Origin of the sequence: Blastococcus sp. TML/M2B (assembly GCF_016612865.1) — a bacterium.
GTDB lineage: Bacteria > Actinomycetota > Actinomycetes > Mycobacteriales > Geodermatophilaceae > Blastococcus.
In genome coordinates, this window is record NZ_JAENZZ010000001.1 from 828,901 (window position 1) to 853,283 (window position 24,383).

At 67.9% G+C, this 24,383-nt stretch carries 16 protein-coding genes, 1 tRNA gene and 1 pseudogene; 12 read left to right on the plus strand and 6 right to left on the minus strand.

The features are described 5' to 3' along the window. Window positions 1–33: 33 nt before the first annotated feature. From JKP75_RS04040 to JKP75_RS04055, 4 genes are all read right to left on the minus strand, one after another. A complete protein-coding gene (locus tag JKP75_RS04040) occupies window positions 34–855 on the minus strand; it encodes an NTP transferase domain-containing protein (RefSeq protein WP_242472768.1) in 822 nt (273 codons plus the stop codon). Beyond that, window positions 833–1,960, minus strand: a complete 1,128-nt coding sequence (locus JKP75_RS04045; RefSeq protein ID WP_200489082.1) for a CDP-glycerol glycerophosphotransferase family protein — start codon at window positions 1,958–1,960, stop codon at window positions 833–835. Before JKP75_RS04045 ends, JKP75_RS04040 begins: the two co-directional genes overlap by 23 nt. After that, complete coding sequence (locus tag JKP75_RS04050) at window positions 1,957–2,526, minus strand: HAD family phosphatase (RefSeq protein ID WP_242472769.1); 570 nt, start codon at window positions 2,524–2,526, stop codon at window positions 1,957–1,959. The genes JKP75_RS04045 and JKP75_RS04050 overlap by 4 nt, the downstream gene beginning before the upstream one ends. A gap of 235 nt (window positions 2,527–2,761) precedes the next feature. Continuing rightward, window positions 2,762–4,297: a mannitol dehydrogenase family protein gene (locus JKP75_RS04055; protein ID WP_200489080.1), complete on the minus strand. Its 1,536-nt coding sequence runs from the start codon at window positions 4,295–4,297 to the stop codon at window positions 2,762–2,764. 412 nt (window positions 4,298–4,709) lie between these two features. Between JKP75_RS04055 and JKP75_RS04060 the strand changes: the two genes are divergently transcribed. From JKP75_RS04060 to JKP75_RS04075, 4 genes are all read left to right on the plus strand, one after another. After that, the gene (locus tag JKP75_RS04060; RefSeq protein ID WP_200489079.1) at window positions 4,710–5,522 is read left to right on the plus strand and encodes a M23 family metallopeptidase; all 813 of its coding nucleotides are present in this window, start codon (window positions 4,710–4,712) and stop codon (window positions 5,520–5,522) included. Window positions 5,523–5,580: 58 nt separating this feature from the next. Next, complete coding sequence (locus JKP75_RS04065) at window positions 5,581–5,961, plus strand: helix-turn-helix domain-containing protein (protein WP_242471127.1); 381 nt, start codon at window positions 5,581–5,583, stop codon at window positions 5,959–5,961. A gap of 46 nt (window positions 5,962–6,007) precedes the next feature. After that, window positions 6,008–6,394: a VOC family protein gene (locus tag JKP75_RS04070; protein WP_309229679.1), complete on the plus strand. Its 387-nt coding sequence runs from the start codon at window positions 6,008–6,010 to the stop codon at window positions 6,392–6,394. A 114-nt stretch (window positions 6,395–6,508) separates the two neighbouring features. Continuing rightward, a tRNA-Ala gene (locus JKP75_RS04075) sits at window positions 6,509–6,581 on the plus strand. A gap of 200 nt (window positions 6,582–6,781) precedes the next feature. On the opposite strand, the pseudogene xerC reads toward JKP75_RS04075, so the two are convergent. Together xerC and JKP75_RS04090 are read right to left on the minus strand one after the other, a co-directional pair. Further along, window positions 6,782–7,807 (minus strand): annotated as a pseudogene (gene xerC, locus JKP75_RS24345) (tyrosine recombinase XerC); the annotation flags it as partial. A gap of 73 nt (window positions 7,808–7,880) precedes the next feature. Next, complete coding sequence (locus JKP75_RS04090) at window positions 7,881–8,180, minus strand: helix-turn-helix domain-containing protein (RefSeq protein ID WP_200489077.1); 300 nt, start codon at window positions 8,178–8,180, stop codon at window positions 7,881–7,883. A gap of 1,187 nt (window positions 8,181–9,367) precedes the next feature. Here JKP75_RS04090 and JKP75_RS04095 point away from each other — a divergent pair. From JKP75_RS04095 to JKP75_RS04130, 8 genes are all read left to right on the plus strand, one after another. After that, on the plus strand, window positions 9,368–11,773 hold the full coding sequence (locus JKP75_RS04095) for a class I SAM-dependent DNA methyltransferase (RefSeq protein ID WP_200492783.1): 2,406 nt from the start codon (window positions 9,368–9,370) through the stop codon (window positions 11,771–11,773). Continuing rightward, the gene (locus JKP75_RS04100) at window positions 11,766–12,725 is read left to right on the plus strand and encodes a restriction endonuclease subunit S (RefSeq protein WP_200492784.1); all 960 of its coding nucleotides are present in this window, start codon (window positions 11,766–11,768) and stop codon (window positions 12,723–12,725) included. Before JKP75_RS04095 ends, JKP75_RS04100 begins: the two co-directional genes overlap by 8 nt. Beyond that, window positions 12,640–13,047, plus strand: a complete 408-nt coding sequence (locus tag JKP75_RS04105) for a restriction endonuclease subunit S (RefSeq protein WP_200492785.1) — start codon at window positions 12,640–12,642, stop codon at window positions 13,045–13,047. Before JKP75_RS04100 ends, JKP75_RS04105 begins: the two co-directional genes overlap by 86 nt. After that, window positions 13,044–16,349, plus strand: a complete 3,306-nt coding sequence (locus JKP75_RS04110) for a type I restriction endonuclease subunit R (protein WP_200489074.1) — start codon at window positions 13,044–13,046, stop codon at window positions 16,347–16,349. The genes JKP75_RS04105 and JKP75_RS04110 overlap by 4 nt, the downstream gene beginning before the upstream one ends. Beyond that, window positions 16,346–17,053, plus strand: a complete 708-nt coding sequence (locus JKP75_RS04115; protein WP_200489073.1) for a M48 family metallopeptidase — start codon at window positions 16,346–16,348, stop codon at window positions 17,051–17,053. Before JKP75_RS04110 ends, JKP75_RS04115 begins: the two co-directional genes overlap by 4 nt. Beyond that, window positions 17,050–19,674: a TrlF family AAA-like ATPase gene (locus JKP75_RS04120; protein ID WP_200489072.1), complete on the plus strand. Its 2,625-nt coding sequence runs from the start codon at window positions 17,050–17,052 to the stop codon at window positions 19,672–19,674. Before JKP75_RS04115 ends, JKP75_RS04120 begins: the two co-directional genes overlap by 4 nt. Window positions 19,675–19,807: 133 nt before the next feature. Beyond that, window positions 19,808–21,913 carry a DUF262 and DUF1524 domain-containing protein gene (locus JKP75_RS04125; protein WP_200492786.1) on the plus strand — a complete coding sequence of 702 codons (2,106 nt, stop codon included), beginning with the start codon at window positions 19,808–19,810 and terminating at the stop codon, window positions 21,911–21,913. Beyond that, window positions 21,913–24,192: a hypothetical protein gene (locus JKP75_RS04130; RefSeq protein WP_200492787.1), complete on the plus strand. Its 2,280-nt coding sequence runs from the start codon at window positions 21,913–21,915 to the stop codon at window positions 24,190–24,192. Before JKP75_RS04125 ends, JKP75_RS04130 begins: the two co-directional genes overlap by 1 nt. Window positions 24,193–24,383: the final 191 nt, after the last annotated feature.

Sequence of the window (24,383 nt, forward strand, 5' to 3'; positions counted from 1 at the left end):
GGCCGGCCGGGGCAGCCCCCGGCCGGCCGCGGCTCAGCCGACGTCGGCGACGGTGTTCAGCGGCGCCGGGAACAGCGTGTTGGCACGCGCCAGGTCGGTCTCGAAGTCGACCTCGACGGCGCTGTACGCGGAGATGTCGACCGGGCGGACGCGCAGCCCCGCGGACTCGATCGCGGTCTCGATGCCCCGCTCGAAGTAGTCCTGGTCGCCGCAGGCGGCCAGGTGCTCGATCAGCGTGGCCTTGTCCGCCGAGGAGATGAAGTTGATCCCCACGGCCTCGCCGAGGCCGCCGACGACGGTCTTGGACAGCTCGTCGACGTAGCCGTCGGCGTCGAGGGTGTACTTGACCTCCTCGTCGGCGACGGCGCTGGTGTCCACGCAGACGAAGCTCTGGTCGGCGGCCATGCTGGGCAGCGCCAGCTCGAGCACCGCCGGGTCGAAGACCACGTCGCCGTTGAGCCACAGCACGCCGCCGTCGCGGGTGGAGCGCAGCCCGCGCAGCAGGCTCTTCGACGTGTTGGTCACCGCGAAGTCCGGGTTGTACGCGAACAGCAGGTCCGGGGCGGCCTTCATGATCTTCTTGCTGCGGTAGCCGACGACGGCGGTGATGCTGACGTCCGCGCCGAGGACGGCGCGCAGCCCGTCGAGCTGGCGCTGCAGGATGCTGCGGCCGTCGCGGAGCTCGGTGAGGGGCTTGGGGTCCGAGCGGCCCAGGCGGGTGCCCATGCCGGCGGCCAGGATGACCACCTGGACCGACGCCCCGGAGGCCCGCCGGCCGGCGGCACGCGTCGAGAGGGGCGCCATCCCCCGGCGGACGGGGTTGAGCACGCGATCACCGTTGCGCACGAGCGTCATCTCCCTCTGTGGTGCTGAGCTGCCCGGACGCGGTTGCGGACGGGAGGACGAGATCGAGGACCCGCCGGGTCGCGGCGCCGTCCTCGAGGTGGCTGAACATCGCCTGGAACCGCGCGTAGCGGTCGGCGTGCTGCTCGGCGAGCCGATCGATGTCGGCGATGGCGTCGACGAGCTCCTCGCTGGTGCGGACGAGCGGCCCGGGGGCGACGTCCTCGAGGTCGAAGTAGAAGCCTCGCAGCTGGTCCCGGTAGCGGTCCAGGTCGTAGGTGAAGAAGACCATCGGCCGCCCGGTGATGGCGAAGTCGAACATCGTCGACGAGTAGTCGGTGACCATGAGGTCCGCGGCCAGGTACAGGTCGCGGATGTCCGGGTGGCCGCAGACGTCGCGGACGACGGAGCCCTCGGTGACCTCCAGCCGGCTCATCACCATGTTGTGCAGCCGCAGCAGCAGGACGTGGTCGTCGCCGAGGCGCGCGGTGAAGGCGTCCAGGTCGATGGGGAACTCGAAGTCCTGCCCCTCGTTGCCCTCGAAGACCAGGTCGTCGCGCCAGGTCGGGGTGTAGAGGACGACCTTCTGCCCGTCGTCGATGCCGAGGTCGGCACGCACCCGTGCCCGCACCGCGTCCCGCTCGGGGCTGCTCAGCAGATCGTTGCGCGGCAGGCCGGTCTCGTGGACGGGGCCGGTGAAGCCGAACGCCTTGCGCAGCCGCTCGGTGGTCACCGCGTTGGGGGACAGCAGCAGGTCCCACCGGGCGATGTCCTGGTCCAGGTAGGCCAGCCGGCCCTCGGGCGCCCACAGCACGTCGTTGTGGATGCGCTTGAGCATCGTGCCGTGCCACGTCTGCAGGTAGGTGGTGCCCGGCCGCTTCTCCCAGTCCAGCGGGATGTGGTCGTTGGAGATGACCAGGTCGGCGCCCTCGAGCGCGGCGATCGACTCCGGGCTGCCGAAGGTCACCGTCGCGATGTCGGCGGGGAAGGTGGCCTGCGTGTGCGGCGCGGCCAGCCAGGTGTGCGTGGCGTCCACCCCGCGGGCGAGCAGCTCCTCGTAGAGGGCGCGCGGGCTGTCGGAGAAGTGGCCGCGGAAGGCGACGTAGACGATGTTCACCGGGCACCGGCCCCGGCGAGCACCGGCAGGAGCAGGTCGGCGAGCTCGGCCCACGAGCTGACGACGGTCAGCGCGCCGGCGGCCAGCAGGGCCGCCTCCCGCTCCGCGCGCTCCTCGGGCAGCACGAACAGCAGGTTGCCGACGACGGGGCAGCCGGCGGCGACCGCGGACCGGACCCCGGCGACGGCGTCCTCCACGGCCAGGCCCTGCTCGGGGGCGATGCCCAGCTGCGCGCAGGCGTGCGCGTAGACCGCCGGATCGGGCTTGCTGGTGGGGACGGGCAACGAGTCCTCCGCGCTGTACCGCCGCTCGGGCGGGAGCAGCGCGTCCAGGCCGGTGGCGGTGAAGCAGGCGGCCAGCCGGGCGAGCGCGCTGGAGCTGACCACGGCCAGCTCGAGGTGCGCGGCCAGGGCGGTGAGCGCGGCCTGCGTCGGCGGGTGCGGCTGCAGGGTGCGCGCCAGGTGCTCGGTCACCGCACGGCGCTCCTCGGCGACCCACGGCTCGAGATCGACGCCGGTGACCCCGGCCTGCTCGGCGAGGGTCCGCGCCGTCGACCGGAAGTTCATGCCGGTGGCGGCAGCCCGGAGTTCGGGAGCGGTGAAGCGCCGGTCGATCCCGAGCGAGGCGAGGAAGGCGGTTCGTGACCTCGGTGGAGGCGTCGAACGCCGGCTCCTCGGACGGGAAGAGGTTGCCGTCGGCGTCGCAGAGCAGGTGCGTGACCTGCTCGGGGAGCGTCGGCGGAACGGTCGGCACCGGGGTTCTCCTGTCGGTCGGTCTGTCGTGGGTGGGGGGGTGGGTGGATCAGCGGAGCGGGACGGCGGTGCCGGTGGCCAGCGAGGCGCGGACGCCGTCGCGGTCCAGGCGTTCGAGGGCGGCGCGCAGCCCGTCGACGAACCCGGCGTCGTCCCCCAGGTCGCCGAAGACCGAGCGGAGCCCGAGCAACGGGCGGGGATCGGTGCCGCCGGCCCGCGCGAGCGCCTGCAGCCGTGCTGCGTGCGGGTCGTCGACGGTCCACCGGCCGGCGTCGTCCCCGCGCAGGTACCGGAACCAGCCGGCGACGGCGAGGGTGAGCAGCCGGTGCGGGCGGCCGGCGGCGAGCGCCTCCTGCAGCGAGGGCAGCAGGTGGTGCGGCATCTTCGTCGAGCCGCGGCGGCACAGCCGGGGGAGGCCGTCGGAGATCGCCGGGTTGGCGAACCGCTGGAGCAGGGTGCGCTTGTAGTCGGCCAGGTCGATGCCGTCCGGCCGGGGTAGCAGCGGCGTCACCTCGTCGTCCATCAGCCGCTCGACGTAGTGGGCGAACACCGGCTCGGCCATGACCTGGTCGAGCGTGGCGAGCCCGGCGAGCGAGCCGAGGTAGCCCAGCGCGCAGTGGCTGGCGTTGAGCAGCCGGGTCTTCATCAGCTCGTAGGCGGCGACGTCGGGGACGAAGCGGACGCCGACCTGGTCCAGCGGCGGGCGGCCGTGGCTGAAGTCGTCCTCGATGATCCACTGCGAGAACGGCTCGGTGATGACCGGCCAGCGGTCGTCGACGCCGTAGCGGCGGGCCACGGCCTCGCGCTCGCCCGGGGACGTGTGGGGCGTGATCCGGTCGACCATGCTGCTGGGGAAGGCGACCCGGTCGGCGATCCAGCGGGCCAGCACCTCGTCGCGCAGCCGGGCGAAGCCGACGACGGCGGCGCGGGCGGCGTCCCCGTTGCGGTGCATGTTGTCGCAGGAGACGACGGTGAACGGCGCCAGGCCGGCCCGGCGACGGCGGTCGAGCGCCTCGACGAGGTAGCCGAAGACCGTCCGCGGGCGGTCGGGGCAGCGCAGGTCGGCCCGGATGTCGACGTCGTCGGCGTCGAAGGCGCCGCTGGACGGGCTCAGCCGGTAGCCGCTGCCGGTGATGGTCAGGGAGACCATGCGGGTGCGCTCGTCGGCGAGCAGGTCCAGGACGCGGGCAGGGTCCTCCGGCGCGAAGTGGTAGTCGACCATCACGCCGACGACGCGGGCGCGCTCACCGTCGGGGCTGCGCTCGACGACGGTGTAGAGGTGGTCCTGGGGCGCCAGCGCTTCCTTCATCGTGCGGCTGCGCAGGCCGACACCGACCACGCCCCAGCCGTCACTGATGCGGCGCTGGGCGACCTCGTCGAAGTAGAGCAGCTGGTGGGCGCGGTGGAAGCCGCCGACGCTGAGGTGGACGACGGCGGGTGTGAGGGCGGACCGGTCGTAGGTCGGCACGACCAGCGACTCGTCGTAGGACCCGAGCGACTGCTCGGTGAGGGGCCGGATCTCCGGCGACTGCGCCTCGGGGGCGGCGGGGGAGAACGGGAAGATCTCGACCTGCGTCAATCGCACCCCTCCTACGTCGCGTCCGTGCTGCCTCCAGCGGCCGATCCGGTTTCGGACCACTACTGATCAGCAGTACACGGGGTGCGGCACCAGCCGCGCAATGGTTCCCGTGCCGATGTATCCAGGTCGCAACCGGAGTCGGGCACACGGTCGACGCGGGATGTTCCACGCCGGGAGAGGGGACATTGCCAGTCCGGCGGCTCCGCAAACGGCCTGGTCGCCCGCTCGGGTGTGATGCCGCTCATCGGGATCGAATGACAACGCCGTGATTCCCGCGTGGGACGCATGTGACGTGTGGGGCGGGTCACGCGGCGTGTCGTGGGCGGCACGCCGAACGGCTGGTCACGAACTCGTCACGGAATGTTTCGATGTGCGCGGCCACTTCCTCTGGCCACTCCTCGCACGGATGGGCTCCTGAATGCGCGCACGGATCGGTTCCGACACCCCGACCGAGCTCCTGGTCGCGGTCGACCCGAACCCCGTCCGGCGCTCCGCGGCCCGGCACTCGCGCCGTGCCGCCCGCCCGCCGCGCCGGCCCGGCCTGCTGCTCGGCGCGGTGCTCGCCGGCGGCGTCGTCGCCGCGCTGGGGTTCACCGGCCCCGCGGGGGCTTCCGGGGAGAGCACGTCGGTGCTCGCCGCCCAGCAGCAGCTGCTCGGCGCGGAGGAGCAGCTCGAGGTGCTGCCCCAGGCGTCGGTGTCCGTCGCGGAGGCACAGGCCCGGCTGCAGGAGGTCGCCGCCTCGCGGGCGGCCCGCGCCGAGGCGGCGGCGGAGGCCGAGGCGGCAGCGGCGGAGGCCGAGGCGGCTGCCGCGGAGGCTGCCCGGCCGAAGGCGGTTTTCCCCATCGAGGGGGCGAGGCTGACGAGCAGCTTCGGTCCGCGATGGGGAACGACCCACAGGGGCCTGGACCTTGCTGCTCCGATGCTCACCCCGGAGTACGCGGCAGCCGACGGAGTCGTCCTCAAGGCGGGCGCGGCGAGTGGCTTCGGCCTGGCTGTCTACATCCTGCACGACAACGGCGACGTGACCGTCTACGGGCACATGGAGAAGATCCTCGTGGAGGCAGGGCAGTACGTGGACGCGGGACAGACGATCGCCCTCGTCGGCAGCCGCGGCCAGTCGACCGGCCCGCACCTGCACTTCGAGGTGCACGAGGGGGGCATCGACGGACGGCGAGTCGATCCGATGGTCTGGCTCCGCGAGCGCGGCGTGGACGTGGATGCGGAGGTCTGAACCGGCCGATGTGGTGAGCGGTGGGCCGGCGCATCGCGCGGAGGAGTCCAACCGCAGGTTGCTGCGGGCGCGGGACGCCATGGACCGGCGCTACGCGGAGCCGCTCGACGTCCCGACGCTCGCCCGGATCGCGTACGTCTCCGAGGCGCACTTCATCCGGACCTTCCGTGCGACCTTCGGCGAGACGCCCAACCGCTACCTGCAGCGGCGGCGGGTAGAGCGGGCGATGTTCCTGCTGCGCTCCACCGAGGACACCGTCACCGACATCTGCATGGCGGTGGGCTTCTCCAGCCTGGGCACGTTCAGCCGGGTGTTCCGGGACGTCGTGGGGGAGTCGCCCTCGGTCTACCGGCGCCGCGGGCCGCTGCCGCCGGTGCCCTCGTGCTTCGCCATGGCCTGGCTGCGACCGAGCAGTTTCGGAGAAGCCCCGGGCCGGTGAGCCGCCCTAGCGTTCGCGGCATGCTCACCTCGACACCATCACCCAGATCTACGTCCCCGACCAGGACCAGGCGCTCGACTTCTACGTCGGCAAGCTCGGCTTCGAGGTCCAGGCCGACATGGACTTCGGCCCGATGCGCTGGCTGACCGTCGTCCTCCCGGGTGCGCCCGACCGCGCGGTCCTGCTGGAGAAGCCCGGGCCGCCCTCGATGAGCGAGGAGACCGCGGCCGAGGTGCGGGCCGCGATCAGCAAGGGCGTGGCCGGCGGGCACCTCTTCTTCGCCTGCGACGACGCCTACCGGACCCACGCCGAGCTCAAGGCCAAGGGCGTGGAGATCACCGAGGAGCCGGTCGACCAGCCGTACGGCATCGACTTCGGCCTGCGCGACCCGTTCGGCAACCACATCCGGATCGCGCAGATGAAGGGCGCCTGAGCCGTCGGCAGGCGACCGCCGCTCCTCGGTGCCGCGCCGCCACCCCTGCGCGGTGGCACGTCGCCAGCCCTGTACAGTTACCTCCGGCTCGGGCGCACCACTCCGGGTCGGTACGGGGCTGTGGCGCAGCTGGTAGCGCACCACACTGGCAGTGTGGGGGTCAGGGGTTCGAGTCCCCTCAGCTCCACCCCGATGACCAGGCCGTTCTCCATTTGGAGGACGGCCTGAGTCGTCTCTGGTTGCAGTTGTGGTTGCAGTTTGCCCACCCTTACCTGGCAGCAGCAGGGCGCCCATCCGGTCGGCGGCCTCGCGGGCGAGGGCCGGCATGACGTGGCTGTAGATGTCCATCGTGGTGCGCATCTGGCTGTGGCCGAGCAGCTCCATGACCACCCTCGGGTGGACGTTCTCGCTCAGCAGCAGGGTGGCGGCGGTGTGCCGGCCGTCGTGCAGCCGGACGTGCCGGACGCCGGCCACCTGGAGCAGCCGCGTCCAGTCGTCGTGGTCGGTCTTCTTGTCGATCGGCCGGCCGTTCGGCTGAGCGAAGACCAGGTCCTCGTCGTGCCACTCGGAGCCGGCCAGCATCTGCTCGCCGAGCTGGGCCGCCTTGTGCCGGTGGAGGTCGGCGGCCAGCGGGACCGGGAGGGCCAAGGTGCGCTGGCTGCGCCGGGTCTTGGGCTCCTCGTAGATCAGCCCGCCGCCGCGGACGCGGTGGATGCTGCGCCGGACCGTCAGCGTGCCGGTGAGCAGGTCGATGTCCTTCCACTGCAGCGCCAAGGCCTCGGACTGCCGCAGGCCGAGGGCGAGGGCGACGGTCCAGCGGGCGGAGTTGCGCACACGAGCCGCGGCTCCCAGGACGGCGCGGGCCTCATCGAGGTCGAGGGCGGTGGCGATGTCGCTCTGCTTCTGGGCCGGTGGATCGACGAGGCCGGCCACGTTGCGGGCGACGTGGCCGCGTTGCATGGCGACGGTGAGCGCTCGGGACAGGATGCGGTGATGGCGCAGCACGGTGGCGGGGGAGTAGCCGGCGTCGAGGAGCGCGGTGTAGAGCTGGTCGAGGTGCTCGGGGCGCAGCCGGTCGAGGCGGTGCCGTCCGAGTCCGGGGATCAGGTGCTTGCGGACGGCGGACTCGTAGCTCTCCAGCGTCCGTTGCCGCACCCGGCGCGGGGCGATGGTGGTCAGCCAGTGCTCGAGCCACTCGGCGAGCGTCGGGGTGGAGACGGCGCTGAGAGTGCCGGCGTCGCGCTTGCGCTCCAGGTCGCGGACTTTCGCGACGACCACGGCCCGGGTCTTGCCGGTGACGTGCCGGCGGTCTGGCTTGCCGGTGAGGGTGAAGCCGACGGAGACGTAGCCGTGCCACCGCCCGTCGGCGTCCTGGTAGATCGTCGACTCGCCGTTCGCTGAGCGCCCTGCCATCGGTCACCCCTGGGTCGTGGGCCGGAGTGTCAGTCTCGCCGAGCGATCCGACACCGGCGGAGCGGTTGTGGACTCACGCGGCATCGGGTGACGTCGGGCCCAGTTCGAAGAGTCCGCGCTGGTCCGTGGTGGTCCCGGACCGGCGCAGCGCGCGAGGAGCGGTGCGGGGAGCTTCCAGGCCGCGAACGTAACGTTCGAGCTCGCTGCGGGAGAGACGGCAGCTCCGGCCGATGTGGACGGGGTGCAGGTCGCCCGCCTTCATCAACGCATAGACCGTCGTGCGCCCGAGGCGGAGCACCGTGGCGGCCTCCTCGGGGGTGAGGAGCAGCGGGTCGCTGGAGACCGGTTGTCGAGGTCGCTGCGCGTCGCTCATCTCGCCCTCCTCGTCGCGTGGCCTCGTGCGCCGGCGGCGGCCGGCGCCGCACGCCCACCTGGAGAAGGCGCCATTCCCGGCCTGTTGGTGACAGTGCCGCGCAAAGTTCCTGCTCTTCTCCAGTTCCTGTTGTCCGAGCTCTTGGTCACCTAGGGCCCGACGTCCGTCGGCTTGCTGGGTCTCCTGATCTGCTCCGGCGCGTCCCCGGTCTTCCTCCAGTACGGCGACGGAGCGAGTCGATTCGTCGGTCGCAGGCCGCTTACGACCCTCGCTGGCCCGTGAGCGACGGAAGTGACCAAAGCCCAAATGAACGGCCACGACCAGGTCCTTGGCAGGAGCCCGGCAGCGACGGCGCCCCGTCACCCCTCAGCGGTTCTTCGCACGGTGAACCCTCGTCCACGTTCACGCGTCCTGGCCTGAGCGCTTTCCGCGGCCATCTCGACTGCCCAGGCGGAGAAGACCACGACCTGACACACCTCATGCATCCAGGACTCTGCGACCGTCATGCCAGCAGACGACGAAGGGGTGACAGGGTGCGTGCGCCGGCGCTCGGCAAATCGCGCGACGGTGACCGGGCGCCTGAGATCGCCCGCCGAGGACCTGAGCCTGGCGTGCTGCCGCTCAGTGGCGCGCCGGTCGGGGTGACATCAGAGACGGCTTGCTCGTCGCCGGCATCCCCCCGTCTTGTCGTCGTCCGTAGCCACCTGCTCTACGGAGGACGGTTCCGACGTCACCGACGACGCCGATGCCTACCGGAGGAAAGCCACCGTGCGGCTGTGGGCCCTGACGGCAGGTCGGGCGCACCACTTCAGCGGCAACCAGCACCACAAGTCTCCGAGCCCGAAATGCAAGACGTGTGTCGGTCGTGATCGCGGTGTGATTGCAGGGAGCGTTGGCGCTGGAGGAGACGCAGCAGTCGGTTGACTAGGGCACGGGCTTGCCCTAGATGCCAACGCGTCTCGCTGCGGACGATGGGCGAGCGTTGCGTTGCCGTCTTGTCCGCGGGTGCGCATAGGGTCGCTGCGCGTAGCCCGGCCGGCACCGTCCAGGATCCGGCAGCGCCTCCGTCGGCTACCTGGGAGGGCGAGCAGTCTGATGTCGGTCAGGTCCCTGTTGATGACCAGGGGTGTACGCGCCTGGCGCCGTCTGTTCCAGGCTGAGCGACTCACCCAGGGGAGCGCTCGCTGATGGCGCGGCTGACGCTGCCGCAGCTGGAGCGGCACCTCTTCGCTGCGGCCGACGTACTGCGGGGCTCGATGGAGGCCTCCGCGTACAAGGAATACATCTTCGGCATGCTGTTCCTGAGGTACGCCTCAGATCAGTTCGAGGATGAGCGGCAGCAGGTGATCGCCGAGCAGCTGGCCCGCGGGCGATCACAGGCTGAGGCTGAACAGCGCGCCGAGTCGCCGTCCTTCTACAAGACCTTCTACGTCCCCGTCCGCGCGCGTTGGGAGCAGATCCGCGACCACGCACACCACAGTGTCGGCAGCGAGCTCAACAAGGCGCTTCAAGCGCTGGAGCATGAGAACCGGTCGCTGGACGGCGTTCTGCAGCACATCGACTTCACCCGCAAGGTCGGGCAGTCGTCGATGTCGGACAAGAAGCTGCGTGAACTGATCATGCACTTCAACAAGGTTCCACTGCGCCAGAAGGACTTCGAGTTCCCTGACCTGCTCGGGGCCGCCTACGAGTACCTGATCCGCGACTTCGCGGACTCGGCCGGCAAGAAGGGCGGCGAGTTCTACACGCCCCGCGACGTCGTGCGGCTCATGGTTCAGATCGCCGATCCCCACGAGGGCATGAGCGTCTACGACCCCTGCACTGGATCCGGCGGCATGCTGATCCTGTCCAAGGAGTACGTCGAGGAGAGCGGCGGCGACGGGCGCAACTTGGCCCTCGCCGGCCAGGAGCGCGACGGCAGCGTCTGGGCCATCTCCAAGATGAACATGCTTCTGCACGGCATTCCGGACGCCGATCTCCGCAACAACGACGACGGCACCCTGGAGGACCCAGCGCACATCAGCGGGGGAGAGCTCCAGCGGTTCGACCGTGTGATCACCAACCCGCCGTTCTCGATGAACTACTCCGCCGAGGGGATCCCGTTTTCGGAGCGGTTCCGCTACGGCTACACGCCCGAGAAGGGCAAGAAGGCCGACCTGATGTTCGTCCAGCACATGCTGGCGGTCACGCGGTCTGGCGGCATGGTCACCACCGTCATGCCGCATGGTGTGCTCTTCCGCGGCGGCGACGAGGGCAAGATCCGCACGGGCTTCCTCGAGCATGACGTGATCGAGGCGGTGATCGGCCTCGGCCCGCAGCTCTTCTATGGCACGGGCATCCCGGCCTGCATCCTGGTGCTGCGTCCCGTCGGGTCCAAGCCTGCCGAGCGCGAGGACAAGGTGCTTTTCATCAACGCCGACCGGGACTACCGCGAAGGCCGGGCCCAGAACTACCTTGAGCCCGAGCACGTCGAAAAGATCGTCTCGGCCTTCCGTGCCTTCGAGGACGTTCCCGGGTTCGCTCGCGTGGTCAGTCGCCAGGAGCTGGCTGATAACGACGACAACCTCAACATCCGTCGGTATGTCGACACCACGCCCGAGCCTGAGCCGCAGGACGTCCGGGCACATCTGCACGGCGGCATCCCGATCGCGGAGGTCCAGGCCAAGGCTGACCTGTTCGCCGCGCATGGCATGAAGCCGGAGCGCCTGCTCGTCCCCAAGGCAGAGGGATACCTGCAGTACGCCGACGTGGTGGCTGACCGGAGGGACCTGCGTCGCCTCGTTGAAAGCGACCCGGGTGTCGTCGCTGCCGAGGCGGCTGTGAAGACGGCGATCGAACGGTGGTGGAAGTACGAGGAGCCGCGCTTCGACAAACTGGAGACTGTCGCGGATCTTGTTGCGCTCCGTAAGGAACTGATCGGAACTTTCCGGTCGGCCCTGCAGGCGACGCCTCTTCTCGACCACTTCGCAGTCAGCGGCATCGTTGCCTCCTGGTGGGGCACAAGCCTGCCCGACCTCAAGGCCCTCGCCACCCTCGGCTACAAGGGGCTTGTCGAGGCCTGGGTGACCACCGTCCTCGATGCTCTCGAAGAGGACAAGGCCAAGGTCGACCCGCTCGACCACAAGGCCGCCAAGGCCCTGCTCCCTGAGTACCTCGACCGGCTCGCCGCTCTGGAAGCCGAGGTGGCCGAACTCAACAGCACGATCAAGGCGGCCACTGCGTCTGATGACGAGGAAGAGGGAGACGGAGTAGCCGAGGAGGCCCTCTCGCCGACCGAGCTAAAGAAGCTGAAGAGCAAGCTGACGGCCGTAAAGAAGCAACTCAAGTCGGAGAAGGTCGCCTTCGCCGACCGTCTCGCAGCAGCCAGCGCGGCGCTCGATGACACCGCCGCGCGCCAGATCGTCCTTGACGGCCTGGAAAGCGACCTGCTGGCAGAGGCCGAAGACCGCGTCGCCCGGCATCGCCGGGCGGTGATCTTAGCCTTCCAGGCGTGGTGGGATAAGTACCGGACGCCGCTGTCGGCGCTTGAAGCCGAGCGTGACGCGGCCGCCACGGCGCTTGCCGGATTTCTGAAAGAGCTTGGATATGAGTGACAACTCGACACCGAGCGACTGGCTTCAGTGTGAACTTGGAGAGCTTACTGAGATTATTCTCGGGGGGACGCCAAGTACGGAAGTCTCAGCCTTTTGGGGCGGAACTATTCCCTGGATGTCCTCAGGGGATGTCCACATGAAGATCATCGACGACGTGCCGGGACGCATCACCAAACTTGGACTCGAGTCGAGCAATGCTCGACTTGTCAGTCCGCCTACCGTCGCGGTCGCCCTCGCAGGTCAAGGGAAGACTCGGGGCACAGCTGCATTGGTGCAGGCTACGGTCAGCACTAATCAGTCGGTGGCGCTGCTCCGACCCATCGACGAGCGCCTCGATGCGAGGTTCCTGTATTTCAATCTTGATCATCGCTACGAGGAGTTGCGTAATCGCTCGATGGGTGGCGGCCGCGCTGGCCTTTCGGCCGGAGTGCTCACGAAGGTGCCGATTGCACTTCCCCCTCGCGATGCTCAGCGGCGAATTGCGGCGGTTCTGGATGCGCTCGATGCTGAGATCTCTTCCTTGCAGAGCATCATCGAGAAGCTGTCTGTCGTCAGGCTAGGCCTCCTCAGGGACCTGATGACGCGCGGAGTTGCGTCCACGGGGCGACTGAGGCCGTCGCCCCACCAGGACGCGGCGATATATGTCGACGGCGTCTACGGCTTACGGCCCAAGGCGTGGCGCGTTGGTTTGCTTGATCAATTCGCCAAGAGGGGTAGTGGTCACACACCCAATAAGAATGTTCCATCATACTGGAACGGTGGCATCAAATGGGTCTCACTTGCCGACTCCTCCAAGCTGGACCGATTTCTTATAGAAGACACGCGACAAACAGATAAGTCACACGGGAATTGCGAACTCATCGGCAGTGCTACACCCAGTTGGAACTGTTATCCTGAGCCGAGATGCCGGAGTGGGGAAGAGTGCGATCCTTGCCGAAGGCATGGCCGTTAGTCAGCACTTCGTGGCTTGGCAGGCGGGGCGCGAACTGAACAACGTCTACCTGTACTACTGGCTACAGTTTATGAAGAGGGCATTTGAAGGGATTGCCCTTGGTAGTACGATTCAGACAATCGGTCTGCCGTATTTCCGCAAGCTGCACATCACCGTCCCGCCGCTTGAGGAGCAGGAGGAAATAGCTCACCGCATGCGTCTGGTCGATGTCGATCTAGATCGCACGCGCGATGAGTTGGCCGCGCTCAAATTGCTCAAGCAGGGGTTGGCTGCAGACCTGTTATCCGGACGTGTTCGGGTGCCAGTCGGGGTGACCTCATGAGCCTGGGCTCCGAGTACACGGAAGTCGAGAAGCCCCTGCTGGACCAACTGGCAGGTCTCGGCTGGGAGGTCATCGAGGGCTCCAAGTCAGATCCGTCGGTGACCGGGCGCGACTCCTTCCGTGGCTCACTGCTGGAGGAGCGGCTGCGCGCAGCCCTGCGCAAGATCAACGCAGGCCCTGGCGGCTCTCCATGGCTCGACGACTCGCGGCTCTCCGAGGCCGTCTCGTCCCTGACACGGTCTGAAGTAGGCAAGCTCATCGAGCTCAACGAGCGGATGACTGAACGCCTTCTTGAGGGCGTGTCTGTGGCAGGGCTTCCCGACTGGGACCAGGGGCGAACGCAGCGGATCAGGTTCATCGACTTCGAAGAGCCGGCCAACAACGACTTTCTGGCCATCAACCAGTTCCGGGTGGACGAGCCCGGCGGCCAGGCCAAGAAGTTCGTCGTCCCTGACGTGGTGCTCTTCGTCAACGGCATCCCGCTGGTCGTGATCGAGTGCAAGAGCCCCTACGTCACTGACCCGATGGCCGAGGGAATCAACCAGCTCCGCCGCTACGCCAACCAGCGCGATTTGGGCGCGCCGGAGGGCAACGAGCAACTCTTCTGGACCAACCAGTTCGTCGTTTCCACGTACGGGGACAGGGCGCGGGTCGGCACCTTCACGGCAGGGGCCGAGCACTATTTGGAGTGGCGAGACAGCGCCCCCATGTCGCGTGACGATCTCGCCCAGTCGCTTGGCAAGCCCGTGTCGCAGTTGTCGGGTCAGGAGCTGCTGGTCGCCGGCATGCTGAGCCCAGCGAACTTGCTGGACATCGTTCGGCACTTCACGCTGTTCACGGAGGCCGGCGGCAAGCGCGTCAAGATCGTGGCGCGGTACCAGCAGTACCGCGCGGTCGGCCGGGCGCTGCCGCGACTGCGCACGGGCAAGACCCGGCAACAGGACGGCGAGAGCGACCGCCGCGGCGGCCTGATCTGGCACACCCAGGGCTCCGGGAAATCGCTCACCATGGTCTTTCTCGTCCGGGCGATGCGCTCGGATCCAGTGCTGCGGGCCTTCAAGGTCGTGGTCGTCACCGACCGCACCGACCTGGAAAAGCAGCTCGCCGAAACCGCGAAGCTCTCGGGCGAAGGCGTCGAGCGCGCCCGGAAAGCAAGCAAGCTCCGCAAGGTGCTGGCCGACAAGGGGCCGGCCCTAGTGTTCGCGATGATCCAGAAGTACCGCGACACCGACGTCCGGCAGGCCGATGGCACGGACGTCCAGCTCGCCGACGACGAGTCGCAGGAGTCTTTCGGTGTCCTGAACACCGACGAGACCATCGTGATCCTGGTCGACGAGGCGCACCGTTCCCAGACCTCGACCCTGCACGCCAACCTCATGGCCGCGCTGCCCAACGCCGCCAAGATCGGCTTCACCGGTACGCCGATCATGCGCGAGGGCAAGAAGCGCACCACAGCGATCTTCGGCGAGTTCATCGACAAGTACACGATCCGTCAGGCCGAGAGCGACGGCGCCGTCGTCCCGATCTTCTACGAAGGCCGCACGGCGAAGGGAGCCGTGGCCGGCGGCAGCGACCTCGATGAACTGTTCGAGGACATGTTCGACGAGCACACACCTGACGAGCTGGAGAAGCTCAAGGCCCGGTACGCCACGACGGGCGCGGTCCTGGAAGCGCGGAAGCTGATCGCCGCCAAGGCCCGATCCATGCTGTGGCACTACGTCTCCACCGTCCTGCCAGGCGGCTTCAAGGCCCAGCTCGCGGCGACCAGCCGCCTGGCGACCGTGCGGTACCGCACCGCACTGCTCGCGGCCCGTGACGACCTCGTCGGTCAGATCAGCGCGCTACCCGACCATCTCGTGGCCGGAGCATCCGACGGCAGCGTGGATATCGACGCGCTCGACCGCCGCACGCAGGTGCTGGTGCGGGCGCTGCCTTATCTCCCGCTCATCCGCGACCTCGACTTCATCCCGGTGATCTCCGGCAGCCACAACGACGACCCGACGTGGGCGCAGTGGACGGACAAGGCACGCCAGGACGCCGTCATCGCCGACTTCAAGAACCCGCTCGGGCCGGCGGGGGAGCAGACCAGTCCCATTGCCTTCCTGATCGTGCGGACCATGCTGCTGACCGGGTTCGACGCCCCGGTCGAGCAGGCGCTCTATCTCGACCGCTTCATCCAGGACGCCGAACTGCTGCAAGCCATCGCCCGCGTCAATCGGACTGCTCCCGGCAAGCAGGCCGGGCTCCTCGTCGACTACTTCGGGGTCGGTGCCCACCTGCAGCGGGCCCTGCAGGCGTACGCGCCGGAAGACGCCGAAGACGCGGTCGGCGCGTTGGCGTCCATCAAGGACGAAGTGCCGAAGCTGCGGGACCGGCACCACCGCGTGGTCGCCGTCTTCGCCCAGGCAGGCATCGAGACCTTCGATGCGGACGAGGACATCGAAGCGTGCGTCGCGGTGCTCGCCGATGAGGCGCTGCGTGCCCGCTTTGGTGTGCTGCTCAAGCAGTTCCTCAGCACCCTCGACACCGTCCTCCCGCGGCCGGAGGCGCTGCCCTTCGTGCTTGACGCCAAGCGGTTCGGGGTCATCCAGAAGGTGGCGCGCCGCCGCTACCGCGACGATGGGCTCGGCGACTTCGACCCATCCCTCTACGGCGAGAAGGTGCGCGCGCTCATCGATGAGCACGTCACCGCCCTGGGCATCGCCACCAAGATTCCTCCGGTGTCGGTGACCGATCCGGACTTCCTCGCCAAGGTCAAGGGCCTCACGTCAGCCAAGGCCAAGGCGTCGGAGATGGAACACGCGCTGCGGTTCCACATCAGGAAGAACTTTGACGAGGACCCGGCCCGTTACACGAAGCTCTCCGAGCGGCTTGACGAGATCCTCAAGGGGCTCACGGGCAAGTGGGATGAGCTCACGCTCGCACTGGAAGAGCTGCTCAAAGACGCCACTGACGAGGTCGATAAGGAGGCCGTCCACCACGATCCGCTGGTGGCTCGCTTCTACGGCCTGCTGGAGACCGAGCTCGCGACCAGCGCCGACTTGCCCGCCGAAGTCCGAGTCGACCTTGTCTACCTCTCTGAGCGGATCGTGGTCGAGGTCGTCGACCACGCTGGCATCGTGCGCTTCTGGCACAACCCGCATGCGCAAGACGACCTGCGCAAGGAACTCATCCACGCCCTCGACGACCGCGATCTGTTCCCGTTCGAGGGACAGGCCGCGATCGCGGACCGCCTGATGGAGCTGGCCAAGGCCAATCAGGCATTGATCGCCGAGCGCGTCGGCGGCGGGAGGGCATCATGAACGCGCTAGTCCTTCACCTCGATGGCATCCCGGTCCCGGTCGAGACCGCCGGGAGCAGCCGCAAGGCTCGGCTCACGGTCGAGGCAGACGGCTCGCTCAGCTTGCGAGCCCCCAGCGACGTGGCTCCCGACGAGCTCGAGCGGTTCCTGGTCTCCAAGCGGGCCTGGATTTACCGCAAGCTTTCGGAGAAGGAGGCCCTCCAACACGAGCCAATCACCAAGGAGATGGTGGACGGAGAGGGCTTCTCCTACTTGGGCCGCAGCCACCGCCTGCAGCTCTCCGACGACGCGACGACTGTGCGGCTGGAGCGCGGGGGCCTGGTGCTTCCGCGGACGAAAGCCGACGCGGGCGCTGAGCCGATCATCGAGTGGTACCGCCGGCGAGGGGAGGCCTGGCTCAAGCCACGCACCCGGTCGTGGGCCGAACGGCTCCGGGTCGAGCCGGAGGGTATCTCGGTGGCCGATCTCGGACGCAAGTGGGGGAGCGCCTCCGCTCACGGACGTGTGCGGCTGCATTGGGCGACCTTCCAGCTCCCACCGGCTCTGGTGGACTACGTCCTCGTCCACGAGCTGGCCCACCTCCGAGAACCGCACCACGGACCGGCCTTCTGGCAGGTCCTCGCGCGGGCCATGCCGGACTACGACGGGAAGAAGGAAGAGCTAGCACAGCGCGGGGCACGCTTGTGGTTTGGAGAAACGCGATGACCACAAGTCACAGCGCCGGCGCCCGGTGGATACGGGCCGCGTTGCAAGTGAATCCCTACGCCTACAACGGACGCGGGGCGCCGGCCAGCGCCTTCAGAAGTGAGAACGAGTACAACGACGCACTACTCGACCGATGCACTGCCGAAGGCATAGAACTCATCGCCATAACCGATCACTGGTGCGTCGATACTGCGCGATCACTGATCGATGCCGCGACAGCCCGCGACATAGTTGCGCTCCCGGGATTTGAAGCAAACTCAGCGGAAGGCGTCCACCTCCTGGTCATCTTTGAGGCGGGCACCGACTTCGCGGATATCAACGCTGCAATCGGGGTCTGCGGCGGCACGCCTGGTTGCGCTAACGGCACGGCAGGGGAGCCCTTCGCGGACATCCTGCGGAAGATGGGCGAGAGGGGTGCCCTGGTCATCCCGGCGCACGTCAATGTCGCGAACGCCGGCATGCTGACCGGCCGCTCGGGACCTCCGCTCGTCAACATGGTGACCCACCCCGATCTGCACGCCATCGCGGTCTCGCCGGACTCGTCAGCTGCGACCGACCAGGAAGCTGTCTGTGCCGGGCGCAAGCCCTACGACCGGGTGCACCCGCTCTCCGTCGTCTTCGCCGATGACGTCACGCACCCGAACGCCCTCGGCTCCAGAGGCGCGGCGACCTGGTTCAAGGTCAGTTCAACGCGCCTAGAGAACCTCAAGCTCGCGGTGCGGACACCCTCCACACGGATTGCGGTTGAAGATCCGCGATCTACTCCACGCCCCTTGGTCCGTCAGATTTCCTGGGTCGGCGGGTTCCTCGACGGCGTCACAGTCCCGCTGTCTCCCGACTTGACCGCATTGATCGGCGGACGAGGGACGGGCAAGTCCACAGTAATCGAGAGCCTGCGCTATGTGCTGGGCGTGGATGCTCTGGGCGAGCAAGCCAAGCGTGACCACACGGCAATCGTGTCGGGCGTCTTGCGTTCCGGGACGACCGTAAGGCTCGAAGTCGAGACGACCTCGCCGGTCCCGCGGCGGTACACGATTGAGCGTTCCGTGCCGAACCTTCCAGTGGTTCGTGACGCCGCCGGATCGCACACGAATCTTCGCCCGGTCGACGTTATCGGCACAGTGGAAATATTCGGACAACACGAGTTGGCCGAGCTTGCGCACGACAAGGCGAGCGTCGCCCGCATGTTGGAGCGGTTCTCGGGCGCTACCGGTCCAGACGCAGAGCACGATCGGATCGTGGGTCAACTCCGAGCGAACCGCGAAAAACTGCAGCGGGCAGAGATGGCTCGGGATGACTTGGAAGAAGAGCTCGCGGATATCCCGAGACTGGAAGAACATGTAGCGCACTACACCGCCACGGACTTGCCCACTCGACTCTCGGAACTGCAGAGACTCGAGCGCGACTCGGGAGTATTCAGGGAGGCGACCGAGCGCGTCGCCAATGTGCGTACAGTCCTCCAGTCGCTCACGGACCAGCAGGTGGTGGATTCGCTAACGGCGCCCATCGACGCGATCGACGAGTCCCCGCAGAAGACAGTCTTGGAAAGGGTGACGGCCGCAACCCAGTCGCTGAGCGAGAAGCTCACTGAACTGCAGGCGTCGGCCGACGTGGCTGTGCAGGCGGCGGTTCAGGCGATCGAAACTGCCGAAGCGGAGTGGAAGCTTTCGACAGAATCTCAGCGGGCCGGCCATGCGGAGGTCCTCCGCAAGCTAGTTGAGGATGGCCACGATCCCGACAAGTACCTGGCCACAACAAAGGCGCTGGACACTCTCGAAGCCAAGGCGCAGCGGCGCGAGGGCATCGCCAGGACGCTCTCCGAGCTGTCGCGGCAGCGCGGCGAACTTCTAGAGGAGCTGGCTACCAACGAGACCAAGCGGTTAGACGACCTCCACGAGGCCATCAGGTCGGCGAACGCCGCCACGAAGGGGGTCGTGATAGTACGGCCGGTAGCGGCACCTGACCGTAAGCACATCAAGGCCGTGGTCGAGCGAGGAGTCAAGGGAGCTCGCACCCAGATAATGGCGGCGATTGACTCGGAGAATTTCTCACCGCGAGCCTTTGTGGCAGCGGCCCGGGTCAGCGGAGAGGAGCTTGACCAGAAGTTTAACGTCAAGGGCGCACAGGCGGCCAACCTCCTGGCTGCTGGGGAACCCTTGCTCCGGGAGCTCGAAGAACTGAGTGTCGGACAGGCGGTCGACGTCCGGCTCGACATAGCAGCAGGCTCGGGGCTACGCGAGTATCGAAGTCTTGACGATCTGTCGAAGGGTCAGCGCGCAACCGCGCTGCTGCTTCTGCTGCTAGGAGCATCGACTGCCCCCCTCGTAATCGACCAGCCGGAAGATGACCTGGACAACCGGTTTGTGTACGACGGGATTGTGCAGAAGCTGCGGGAGCTGAAGGGAGCGCGGCAGATCATCGCCAGCACCCACAACGCCAACGTGCCGGTGCTTGGTGATGCCGAACTTATCGTGGCGCTGGAGGGGGACGGTCAACACGGGTGGCCCGCGGAGCAGGGTGTTGGCTCACTGGATGACGCCAAAATTCGTTCGCTCGCCGAGAACCTTCTTGAGGGAGGACCGACTGCCTTCAACGCACGCCAGCATCTCTACGGGTTCTGAGCCTGCTCAGTCACAACTCTGCGGTGACAGATCTGCCGACCGCTGAGAGCGTGCCTTACCCGTGCCTTAAGCCCCGCCTAAGTTCGTAGAGGTAGAGCTACAAATCGCGCGTAGTAGTCTGGAGAACCGTCGTATGAAAGCAACTGAAGCCTCCCTCCTGCAGTTCCTCAAGAAGTCACCGCAGTTTGTTATCCCGATCTACCAGCGGACGTACAGCTGGCGGCGCGACGAGTGCTTGCAGCTGTGGGCGGACATTCTGCGGGCCGGGCGGGAGGACAGCGTCAACGCCCACTTCGTCGGATCGGTGGTTTACGTCGAGCAGGGGCTGTACCAGGTGTCCAGCCAGTCGCCGCTACTCGTCATCGACGGGCAGCAGCGCCTAACGACCGTGACGCTGCTGCTCGAGGCGCTGGCGCGGCACCTCGGCGACGACGAGCCGGTGGAGGGCTTCTCGGCCCGGAAGCTGCGCAGCTACTACCTGCTCAACCCGCTCGAGGACGGCGACAAGGCCTTCAAGTTGCTGCTGACGCAGACCGACCGGGACAGCCTGACGGCGCTCGTCCAGCAGCGGCCGCTGCCGGAGAGGGGCTCGCTGCGCATCGCGCAGAACTTCGAGCTGTTCGACGAGCAGGTCACGGCTCTCAAGGGCGACTTGGCGCCGCTCTGCCGCGGGCTGGCCAAGCTGGTCATCGTCGACGTCTCGCTCAATCGCGCTCAGGACAACCCGCAGCTCATCTTCGAGAGTATGAACTCGACCGGCCGCGAGCTCAGCCAGGCCGACCTGATTCGCAACTACGTGCTCATGGGGCTGGAGCCGCAGCACCAAACCGAGCTGTATGAGCGGCACTGGCGCCCAATGGAGCTCGGCTTCGGCCAGGAGGGCTACGGCGCCCACTTCGACTCCTTCATGCGCCATTACCTGACGGTCAAGACCGGCGACATCCCGAACGTGCGAGCCGTCTACGACGCCTTCAAGGCCTACGCCCGGCCGGTCATCGACCAGGCCGGCGTCGATGCACTCGTGGCAGACGTCCACGCCTACGCCGGCTACTACTGCGCCATGGCCCTGAAGCGCGAGGACAACAGGGACCTCGCCGCAGCGTTCGCGGACTTGCGCGACCTCAAGGTCGACGTCGCCTACCCGCTGCTGCTCGAGCTGTACCGCGACTACGCCACCGACGTGTTGGCACGCGACGACTTCGTCAAGGCGCTGCGCCTCGTCGAGGCCTATGTCTTCCGGCGGGCAGTCTGCGCCATCCCGACCAACTCGCTAAACAAGACCTTCGCCACCTTCGGCCGGTCGCTCAAGAAGGACCGTTACCTGGAGAGCATTGAGGCCGCGTTCCTGCTGCTGCCGTCGTACCGGCGCTTCCCGGGCGACGAGGAGTTCCAGCGGGAGCTCGTCAGCCGCGACCTGTACAACCAGCCGCGCCGCTCCTACTGGCTGCGCCGGCTGGAGAACCACGGCCGTAAGGAACGTGTCATCGTTGACGAGTACACAATCGAGCACATCATGCCGCAGAACGACAATCTGTCAGAGGCGTGGCGGCAGGCGCTCGGGCTGGACTGGGAGCGCATTCACGCCGCCAAACTGCACACCCTCGGCAACCTGACGCTCACTGGCTACAACAGCGAGTACAGCGACCGACCCTTCGGCGAGAAGCGCGACATGGCGGGCGGCTTCAAGCACAGCCCGCTTCGTCTCAACGAGGGGCTCGGCGCTGTCGAGCGCTGGGACGAGGCCGCAATCGACGCCCGGGCCGCCCGCCTGGCAGAGCGGGCGACGACCGTCTGGGGTCAGCCGGCGCTGGAGGAAGGCGTGCTCGCCGCCTACCGTCCGAAGGCGGCCGCCGGGGAGTCCCGCTACAGCTTGGACGATCACCCGCAGCTGGCGCCTGGCCGGGCGATGCGACCGCTGTTCGAGCAGCTCCGCAGCGCCTTGCTGGGGCTGGATCCGAACGTCACCGAGGAAGTCCTCAAGCTGTACATCGCCTACAAGGCTGAGACCAACGTGGTCGACGTCGTGCCGCAGGCGTCCCGGCTGCGGCTGTCGCTCAACATGCCCTTCCCGGCGCTCAACGATCCGAAGGGCATCGCTAAGGACGTCACCAATCTTGGTCGCTGGGGCAATGGCGATGTCGAGGTCGGCCTCGCTCATGCCGACGACATCCCGTACGTCCTCGGCCTGGCGCGGCAGGCCCTGGAGCGCCAATTCGGTAGCGAGACCGAGGCAGCCTGATGACGACCGCGCGGCGCCCGGACAGTCCCCTGTTTGAGCAGGCCATGCGTTTGCGGGCGGAGGGCTTGTTCAGCCTGCCGGCGGTCGTGGCCAGGGCACGGGAGGCGGGCCCGGTCTTCTGGCGGGACGTGGCCGCGCTCGCGCCGTACGAGCGGTCGGCAGTCGCCCGGCCAACCCACGTCCTTGACTTCCTCGGGCAGCTCACCCGGCGGCTGGCACCGGGCTCGGTGCTCGACCCCTACGCCACCTCTCCTTTGCCTCTGGCGGCGGTCGCTGAGGCCGTCCCCGGCGCACGCCTCGTCGCGGCAGCTGCCGATCCCGCCGTCCGGGACATCGGGGCGGCCCTGACGCCGTCGGCTGACTGGTCGCTTGATCCGGAGGCGTTGTTTGAGCGCACGCAGGGTCAGACCTTCGACGTGGTGCTGCTGTCGCCGCCGCTCGGTATGCGGGCACGGCCAGCCCAGCTGCCGGCGCTACCGGCGCTGTCCCGCCCGGAGCTGGCGGACTACGCCCTGCTGCGTTCGCTCGACCGGGCCGCCCCCGGCGGCCGAATCATCTATCACTGCGCCGACAATCTGTTCTGGGGTGGAGAGGGGCAGGTGCTCGCGGCCTGCGCAGAGCGCGGCTGGCATCTGACGGCCGCCATCTCCGTCGACCGAGGCTTCTGGCCGACCACTTCACTTCAGTCGTCGATTGCCGTTTTTGAGGCGCAGCCGACCGAGCAGCTCTTCGTCGCCCGGCTTGACGAGCGCACCGCCACGGCGGCGCTCGTGGCCAATCTGCTGGCTCGGCGGCCGGATACGGTCAATTTCCACCTCGGGCTGCTCACTGACCGCAGCTACCGCAGCTGGCAGACCCTGGTGGTGCAGCGTGAGCTTGCAGACGCCTTCCGTGCCGACGAGCTCATCGCGCTCGCGACCGTGGGTAGGTTGCGCGCCGTCACGCTGCGCGCCAACCGCGACTACGAGCCACCTGACAACGCCGTCTTCGTCCCCGGCATCGGCATGGGCGACGTCACGACGTACCCGCCGACCTATGAGGGACGCAGCGGATACCGCTTGCTGGAGGTGCAGCTCGACCCGGATCGCGCCCGCGCCGAATACGTCGCCGCGCTGCTGTCCAGTCCGATTGGCAAGCGCCTGCGCGAAGTCTCATCCCGCGGATCGACGCTGCCGCATGTTGACCTTGCCGCGCTGTCCTCCGTTCGCATCCCGCTCCCGTCGCTGATCGCCCAGCAAGAGGCCATTGCAGCGGCCGGCCACCTCGCCAGCATGGAGGCCACTGTCGAGCGGCTGCGCAGCGACTTGTGGCGCCGCCCGGAGAAGGCGAAGCGCGTCGTCGAGCAGCTCGAGCAGGCCGCGCGGCTTGACCCGGTCCGCCGCTGGCTCGAGTCGATGCCGTACCCGCTGGCGTCCGTCCTGCAGCGGTACGTCGCGCTGCGCGACCCGGAAGCGCGCGTGCAGAGCCTCGTCAACTTCTTCGAAGCCATGGCGCAGTTCGGCTGCGCCGTGCTCCTCAGCGTCTTCCGAGCCGACGATGTCCTCTTCCAGCAGGTACAGGCTGACCTCGCTAAGGCAGCCCCACCGGGGCGCCAGCTGTTTGACCGCGCCGACTTTGGGCTGTGGCGCAATCTCGGCACGACGCTGGCAAAGAATGTCCGCCGGCTGGCTGGCGATAAGGAGCATCAGGAGGCGTTCGAAGCGGCGAGCGGACCGGCCGGAGTGCTGATCGAACGGCTGGCTGACAAGCGCTTTTGGGCGCTGCTGGACCGCGCGCGGGTAGTCCGCAATCAACGGTCCCACGGCGGCGTCGTCTCGCCTGAACAGCTGTCGGGGTGGCTATCTGGGTTGGAGTCGCTGCTGAGCGACGTTGAGCAGGCGCTCGGTACGGCCTTTGAGGACGTTGATCTGGCCTTGGCCGCGGAAGGTCGCTACCGGCACGGCCTGTACACCTACCACCAGGCTGAGCGGCTCCGCGGGCCGAGTGCCATCTTCCAGCAGTTCGAGGTCCAGACCCGTCAGCCGCTGGAAAGCGACCACCTCACGTTCGTGTCGCGGGATGCGGCCGTGAGTCCTGTGCTTCATCTGGTGCCGCTCGTCCGTGTCGGGCCGACCCCGCGCAGCGCCAACAACGCCTGCTACTTCTTCGAGTCGCGGCAGGGCGGAGCCATCTCGTACGTGTCATACCACTTCGAAGGTGAGCCGCGCGTTGAGCTGCACGACGATGACCTCGAGGACTTGGCGCGGCAGGTCGCCGGTCAGCCGGACGCTCCCGCATGAATGGGCTTGATCCTGCACCGCATCCTGCAGGCTAACCAGCGGTCTTGCTGCGGGCCGCCGTGATGTCGTTCGGTAGCGCCGCGATTGACCAGTCGTTTCAGTGTCAGATCGACGACGTCTTCGTGACTGCTCACACGCCCCTGCGCATTGACGGCACCGGCGGGGACGCTCGTCTGGCCGCCCCGGGTCTG

Coding starts and splice junctions, on each gene's coding strand:
- JKP75_RS04120 (WP_200489072.1), top strand. CDS start 17,050: ATGACCACAAGTCACAGCGCCGGCGCCCGGTGGATACGGGCCGCGTTG.
- JKP75_RS04125 (WP_200492786.1), top strand. CDS start 19,808: ATGAAAGCAACTGAAGCCTCCCTCCTGCAGTTCCTCAAGAAGTCACCG.
- JKP75_RS04090 (WP_200489077.1), bottom strand. CDS start 8,180: ATGAGCGACGCGCAGCGACCTCGACAACCGGTCTCCAGCGACCCGCTG.
- JKP75_RS04060 (WP_200489079.1), top strand. CDS start 4,710: ATGCGCGCACGGATCGGTTCCGACACCCCGACCGAGCTCCTGGTCGCG.
- JKP75_RS04050 (WP_242472769.1), bottom strand. CDS start 2,526: ATGAACTTCCGGTCGACGGCGCGGACCCTCGCCGAGCAGGCCGGGGTC.
- JKP75_RS04100 (WP_200492784.1), top strand. CDS start 11,766: ATGAGTGACAACTCGACACCGAGCGACTGGCTTCAGTGTGAACTTGGA.
- JKP75_RS04110 (WP_200489074.1), top strand. CDS start 13,044: ATGAGCCTGGGCTCCGAGTACACGGAAGTCGAGAAGCCCCTGCTGGAC.
- JKP75_RS04040 (WP_242472768.1), bottom strand. CDS start 855: ATGACGCTCGTGCGCAACGGTGATCGCGTGCTCAACCCCGTCCGCCGG.
- JKP75_RS04130 (WP_200492787.1), top strand. CDS start 21,913: ATGACGACCGCGCGGCGCCCGGACAGTCCCCTGTTTGAGCAGGCCATG.
- JKP75_RS04095 (WP_200492783.1), top strand. CDS start 9,368: ATGGCGCGGCTGACGCTGCCGCAGCTGGAGCGGCACCTCTTCGCTGCG.
- JKP75_RS04115 (WP_200489073.1), top strand. CDS start 16,346: ATGAACGCGCTAGTCCTTCACCTCGATGGCATCCCGGTCCCGGTCGAG.